Origin of the sequence: Shewanella sp. SM20 (assembly GCF_025654545.1) — a bacterium.
Classification (GTDB): domain Bacteria; phylum Pseudomonadota; class Gammaproteobacteria; order Enterobacterales; family Shewanellaceae; genus Shewanella; species Shewanella oncorhynchi.
In genome coordinates this window covers 1-3,891 of sequence record NZ_JAKKRK010000104.1, presented here as the reverse complement: position 1 = coordinate 3,891, position 3,891 = coordinate 1, and the positions used below count along the sequence as shown (strand labels likewise).

General features: G+C 40.8%; 4 protein-coding genes and 1 pseudogene. All 5 read left to right on the top strand.

Annotation, left to right across the window (positions count from 1 at the left end; all coding sequences use genetic code 11):
• Nucleotides 1–231, top strand: a pseudogene (locus L5M18_RS22800) (IS4 family transposase); the annotation flags it as partial.
• 78 nt (nucleotides 232–309) lie between these two features.
• The gene (locus L5M18_RS22795; protein ID WP_411569282.1) at nucleotides 310–855 is read left to right on the top strand and encodes a DUF819 family protein; all 546 of its coding nucleotides are present in this window, start codon (nucleotides 310–312) and stop codon (nucleotides 853–855) included.
• A 482-nt stretch (nucleotides 856–1,337) separates the two neighbouring features.
• Complete coding sequence (locus L5M18_RS22790) at nucleotides 1,338–2,255, top strand: tyrosine-type recombinase/integrase (RefSeq protein ID WP_198572344.1); 918 nt, start codon at nucleotides 1,338–1,340, stop codon at nucleotides 2,253–2,255.
• Nucleotides 2,256–2,579: 324 nt separating this feature from the next.
• Nucleotides 2,580–3,248, top strand: coding sequence for a recombinase family protein (locus L5M18_RS22785; RefSeq protein ID WP_263198692.1), 669 nt, complete (start codon nucleotides 2,580–2,582; stop codon nucleotides 3,246–3,248).
• Between the two features lie 471 nt (nucleotides 3,249–3,719).
• On the top strand, nucleotides 3,720–3,891 hold a 172-nt coding region (locus L5M18_RS22780; protein WP_263148087.1), incomplete at its 3' end, for a transposase.

The following is a 3,891-nucleotide window of genomic DNA, read 5'->3' as shown; positions in this document are numbered from 1 at the left end:
ATGGTTCAATGCCTGTTGTGGCTAGTTGGTTTACACGCACAGCAACAGGGCTGGGATAAGCATTTTCAGGCCAATACCATTGGGCATCGAACGGTACTCTCAACGATTCGCTTGGGATTGGAGGTACTCAGGCGGCCTGATTATCAAATCACGGAGAAAGAATTGCTGGCGGCCTGGGTATTATTCGCCAATCAGTTGCTCAAATATGGCTATGCTATGGCTGATTTATGAGGGGATCCTTCAGTATTTTGCACTGACATCAAACGTAAAGTGATAGGAAAAAAAACAAGCTATTATTGGATTCTGATATTGAGCTTGACTTTTTCCATTGTAATTCTCTTTAGTGAAAAATTATCATCCTTCCTTGCAACAAGAATCGCTAATAGTTTCCCACACTTATTTAAATACAATCTTACTTCTGAATTTTTTTGGTCAGTATTAATTGCAACTTTTTTAGGATTATTATTTTCATTAACAAATGCAAGACATGTGTTAGTCAAGGAAACTCAGCAGGCAGCTCTTTTTTTTATCTATATCATGATAATGTTGATGGGGTTGAACTTTGATATTAGCGCATTGAGCGCCGCGCCCTATTACGTTTGTATCGCTCTTATTTGGTTCTCTATACACATTATTATCTTATTTATTTTTACTGTATTTTTTCGATTACCTATCATGTACTTCGCGATCGCGAGTCAGTGTAATATTGGTGGTGCGGCTTCTGCACCAGTTATCGCCAGTGCTTTTCACCCAAGGCTGGCTTCCGCTGCTTTATTGATGGCAGTTTGGGGTTATACTTGGGCGTCTTTGTTGGCATGGTATTTTGGTTTTTTAATGCAGTTTATTCAACCATAAGATGGGAACAAAAAGTGTGTCCAACTAATTTTTTTGCTCCCAATAAATGCCACTCCAGAATCTTCAAAGCACTACCCAAAGCTTTCAGCAAAATTCAATTTAACGATACAACTTATCCATTACCCCCCCCCAATCAATCAAACCTCGGGGTGATTCAACACTGGGATAAAGTCGCAGCTACGCGCAGCCTGCCCATATTTATTATGTTTTTTCATGATTCAAACTTGAGACACTTTACCATACATATACCTAAGTTTTTTGGTATGACTAAAATGAATTTAAAATCGCACTAAAATAAAAAAGCCTGCAAACGATTAAGTTTGCAGGCTTTTTAACTCTTATAAAAAGAGGAATTTGGTCGGTATGAGAGGATTCGAACCTCCGACCCCTGACACCCCATGAATACAGCTACTTAGCCCACGCTAAGGCCTAAGTATATGCAAGATAAAAGGAAAGTCTGTGTACACACTAAGGACATGTACATGGCAACTTATCGACTATTACCAAGTGGAAATATCAATGCAATGATTCGCCCAAAAGGTCAAAAAGCAATCACCAAGACCTTTAGAACAAAAGCTGAGGCTGAGGCTTGGGTAAGCCAAATAGAAGGCAATAGCTTGATCGCAGGCTCACTAGCGCATTGTTCAAACTTATATCTAAATACACTAAAAGGTCGAGGAGGCACTGAGGCAACTACTTACAGAGCGACTAACTTAATCAAGGGGCTTCCACTCCAAGCGAAGGATATAACGCTTAAACACATTGCGGCCTATACCCAAGAAAGGCAGACCTTAGTTAGCGATTCCACTATCCGCCTAGAGCTTCAATTACTCAGCCGTATACTCAAATTTAACCGTCTACCTAATATCCTTGAAGGATACAAATTACCTAGAGCTGGCAAGCCTAGGGAACTCGTAATCGACCCTATTCAATACCAGATGATACTTAATGATATAGCGCCTAAGATTGCCCCTCTGGTGGTCTTAAGTTATGAAACAGCTATGAGGCGCAGCGAGTGCCTTAGCATAACCACTGAATGTATTAACTGGCAGTCAAAGACCTTGAGACTGACCGATACTAAAAACGGTTTTGACAGGGATGTTCCTTTAAACAGTCGAGCCTTAGCTGTACTCAAGCAGGCAGCTTCATTAGTTCAGGATGGTTATCTATTCAAAAGCAAGCCCTATACAGTTAGCCAAGCATTTAGGCGCTCTTGTGACCGTTTAAAGCTACCTAAGGCACTGTGTTTTCATTCATTGAGGCACACGGCCATTACACGTTATGCAAATCGTAAGCTCAATACACTTCAACTTCAGGCGATTTCAGGACATAGGGATATCAGTATGTTAGCGAGATATACCCACATAAAGGCGAGTGATTTAGTTTGTTTATTAGAGTAATTGCAATCGGTTTACTAAGTCGTTGATATTGGAATTTCAAAAAATGAGGGAGAAATGTACGGCAACTAGTGTATGAGTCGACTTACGTAGTTTCCCCCATAGGGGGGCTTACAGCCCTCTCAAGGCTATTCAAACCAATTATTAGAGGCTTGCCAGTTTTATTAGCTCCTCACTCTTTAGTATTGAAAGTGTGAATAGCATCACTTGTTACCTCATCCCTAACTCATAACAGAATAAGAATATCTACTTGACCAAGTGTATTCATCAAGTATACTTAAATAAATACAGCGTTACCCACCCAATTACCTAGGTTTACGATACCAAATGAATACACCTAAATCAGATAACGATAGATACCACATGCTGAATACACCTAAGCTTATCATTCGAGCTTATCTTAGAGCGTCCACCAGCGAGCAAGATAGCTGTCGGGCTAAGCCTGAGTTAATGGCATTCATCAAAGCTCATGGGATGACCGTTACAACCTTTTATCAAGAAAACGTATCAGGTACTAGCTCAAACCGTCCAGAGCTTAACAGGCTCATTGAGGAAGCCTCAGAGGGCGACATATTATTGATTGAGAAAATGGACAGACTGAGTCGTTTACCTTGGGAGTTATGGCAATCACTTAAAGCCAAGATAGCCGCTAAGGGGCTAATCATCGTTATCGTTGACCAACCTCAGACACACTCAGCCCTAACCACAACTGATAGTAACTCAGGCTTCATACAACGCGCTCTAACGGCTTTTATGCTAGACCTAGCCGCTGGTATGGCTAGAGACGATTATGAGACTAGAAGGGCTAGGCAGGCGCAAGGGATAGCAAAGGCTAAGGCAGAGGGTAAGACTTGGGGTGGACAGAATAAGGATGCTCAGTTACATGAGGCCATCATTACCCAATTGCAGACCATGAGTATCAGGAAAACCGCAAAGTTATTAGATTGTTCTGTATCAACGGTTCAACGGGTTAAGAAGCAATCCGATATAAATTAGCGTGTTTCGCCACCATCCTTTCATTAAAAACAATGAGTTACACAATTCAAGCTAAGAGATTGGCCCTTATCCAGCCCACTATTAGAGAGAATACTAGCCATCTAGGCCTTAGTTAGAAATAATTATAGAAATTACTTGACACGTATTTGTTAAGAAAAGTCCGCAATTATTAACATTGATCTAAAGCATTGGTTTTATTGGAAAAAACAAATAGTACCACTATCAGAGAGAATACTAGCCATCTAGGCGTCCCAGAAACACACACTTTTAATCACCGTTAAGATTGCCTCCTCAGGCAACCAATACTCACTTTCCTGCATTCAAGTTGCAACCAGTCAATCCCAGTAATTTAATTAATCACTATCAAGGCCGTAGTGAGCAACTTAATTAGATGAAGTGTAGTGGCACACTAATTTTGGCCACCTAAATAGAGGTGATATTATTACCTCGTAGATGACTTTAGGTGAACACATGAGATCGACAACCAGAAAAACATTTAGTGCTGAATTCAAACTTGAAGCAGCCCAATTAGTCCTCGATAAAAACCATAGCATCATCGAAGCTGCAAAGGCGATGAACGTAGGTAAGTCCACTATGGATAAATGGGTGAGACAGTTAAAACTAGAACGCCAGGGTGGCACAC